At 53.0% G+C, this 2,334-nt stretch carries 4 protein-coding genes; 3 read left to right on the forward strand and 1 reads right to left on the reverse strand.

Features of this window, described 5'->3' with window-relative positions; genetic code table 11:
- The 3 genes from BM205_RS23865 to phaP all read left to right on the forward strand — a co-directional run.
- On the forward strand, window positions 1-364 hold a 364-nt coding region (locus BM205_RS23865; protein WP_175511375.1), incomplete at its 5' end, for an aromatic amino acid lyase.
- Between the two features lie 259 nt (window positions 365-623).
- Window positions 624-1,364 (forward strand): acetoacetyl-CoA reductase, encoded by a 741-nt coding sequence (gene phbB, locus BM205_RS23870; protein WP_092417340.1) that lies wholly within the window; start codon window positions 624-626, stop codon window positions 1,362-1,364.
- Between the two features lie 134 nt (window positions 1,365-1,498).
- Window positions 1,499-2,065 carry a TIGR01841 family phasin gene (gene phaP / locus BM205_RS23875; protein ID WP_092417342.1) on the forward strand — a complete coding sequence of 189 codons (567 nt, stop codon included), beginning with the start codon at window positions 1,499-1,501 and terminating at the stop codon, window positions 2,063-2,065.
- Between the two features lie 46 nt (window positions 2,066-2,111).
- Here the strand turns inward: phaP and BM205_RS24480 are convergent.
- The coding region (locus tag BM205_RS24480; protein ID WP_217646090.1) for a hypothetical protein at window positions 2,112-2,334 on the reverse strand (223 nt) is incomplete at its 5' end.

The raw sequence follows: 2,334 nt of genomic DNA on the forward strand, positions 1-2,334 counted from the left end.
CCGTACCCTGTGCATGCCGGGCAGCGTCGACAGCATTCCAGCCAAGGGCAATAGCGAAGACCACGTCTCGAACTCGACCTGGTGTGCGCGCAAGGCGGCAACCGTGGTGGCCAACACGCAATACATCATCGGCGTCGAAATGTTGCTGGCGGCGCAAGCCTTGACCATGACAGAAGATCTGTTGCCAGGCTTTGTGCTCGGTAAGGGTACGCAAGCTGCGTATCAGGAAATCCGCCGTCAGATTCCTGCTTGCCTGGAAGGCGACCGCTGGTTCCACAACGATATCGTGGTGGCGCAATCGTTCGTGGTCAGCGGTTCGGTGAGGGCGGCTGTAGAAAAGAGCATTGGCAAATTCACTCAATGAAACTGAGATAGGGGAGTCTCAGTCACACGTTCTAATTCAGGCCAAGTGGCCCCATCGTCACAAATGTCTCTTCTAGCCGCTGTGTCGTGTCATACGGATGTAATGTGCCACGGCCATACTAAAACCCGACCTGTTTGACGCGCATCACTGGTGTTGACGGTCGGAACGGTATTAAAACTTAAGCGGTAGAAAGCTTGATCTTAAGTAACCGGCGTCGTTTTCAACGGCGTCACAAAATAGAACTTCAGGAGACAACAACATGGGGCGACTTGCATTAGTGACCGGCGGCATGGGCGGTTTGGGCGAGGCGGTATGCATCAAATTGGCAGCTCTGGGGTATCGAGTAATTACAACCCATTCACCCGGCAATACCAAGACCGACGAATGGCTGGCAGCGATGGACCGACAAGGTTACCAGTTCCGCGCCTATCCTTGCGACGTGGCTGACTACGAGTCGGCCAAGGAATGCATCCGCACCATCGAGAGGGAAATCGGCCCGGTCGATGTGCTGGTCAACAACGCCGGCATCACGCGCGACATGACCTTCAAAAAAATGGAAAAGACCGACTGGGATGCAGTGATGCACACCAACCTCGATTCTGTATTCAATATGACCAAGCCTGTATGCGATGGCATGGTCGAGCGTGGTTGGGGACGCATCATCAATATCTCCTCGGTCAATGGGCAAAAAGGTGCGTTTGGGCAGAGCAACTATGCGGCGGCCAAGGCCGGCATGCATGGATTTACCAAAGCATTGGCGCTGGAAGTAGCGCGCAAGGGTGTGACGGTGAACACCATTTCTCCCGGATATATCGGGACCAAGATGGTGATGGCGATTGCACAAGACGTGCTCGACAGCAAGATTATTCCGCAAATTCCGATGGGGCGCCTGGGCAAGCCAGAGGAAGTCGCGGGTCTGGTCGCCTATCTCGCCGCTGATGAGGCCGCATTTGTGACTGGAGCGAATATCGCCATCAATGGCGGACAACATATGTCCTAAGGTGCGTACTGATTGTGGTCCGCGTTGTTTGTAGTCGTGACTGCAACGCACTTTAATTGTTGCTGCGGCCAATATTGGTCGCAGCTCTTATGAAGTAAGTATCTGGTATCTATTGAACCTCAAGGAAAAAAACCATGTTTTCAATGTCAGAACAATTTTCGACCGCTATCAAGGCCAATTTCGAAGCCCAACTCGCCATGATCAATGCGTTGACCGGCACAGCGCTTGACGGTGTCGCAAAAGTTATCGAATTGAATGTCGGCGCCGCTAAAGCTTCGACGGCAGAGTCCTCTGTTGCAGTCAAGCAACTACTGTCCGCCAAAGACCCGCAGGAGTTTTTCGCGCTGAGCGCAGCACAAGCACAGCCGAATACGGAAAAGGCGATGGCCTATGGCCGTCACCTGGCTGCTATTGCATCCGGCACCCAGGCTGAGTTCACTAAAACCACTGAAGCGCAAATTGCCAATGCCCATGGCAAGGTAATAGGGTTGTTGAACGAAGTCGCAAAAAATGCACCGGCTGGTTCCGAAAGTGCGGTAGCGATACTGAAATCAGCCTTTGACAACGCCAACGCCGGCTACGAGCAATTGAGCAAGACCGCCAAACAGGCGGCGGAAGCGCTGGAAACCAACCTGACAACGGCCACGAGCCAGTTTTCGCAAGCTGTAGAAAAAACTGCTAAGCAGGCCGACAAGAAGTAAAGCGTTCAGGTGGCAGGTTTTGATGGGCCGCTTTGCGGCCCATTTTTCATTGGCAGCAAAAATAATTGGTTTTTTTAAAAAAGGACTTGCAAGCCACGCATGCCCTTGCTATAGTTCGCCTCCCCGCTGCAGACAAGACCGGAAATAACGGTTCTTCAAGGCGGTGGATGCCGGCAAACAAAACGATTTGACGGCGACGCGAACCGGGGTTCTGGTGACGCGAAGTAGAAGGTTCTTTAACAATTAACAGTCGATAAGTGTGGGCGTTT

Origin of the sequence: Collimonas sp. OK307, assembly GCF_900113705.1 — a bacterium.
In the GTDB taxonomy this organism is placed as follows: domain Bacteria; phylum Pseudomonadota; class Gammaproteobacteria; order Burkholderiales; family Burkholderiaceae_D; genus Collimonas.

Coding starts and splice junctions, on each gene's coding strand:
- phbB (WP_092417340.1), top strand. CDS start 624: ATGGGGCGACTTGCATTAGTGACCGGCGGCATGGGCGGTTTGGGCGAG.
- phaP (WP_092417342.1), top strand. CDS start 1,499: ATGTTTTCAATGTCAGAACAATTTTCGACCGCTATCAAGGCCAATTTC.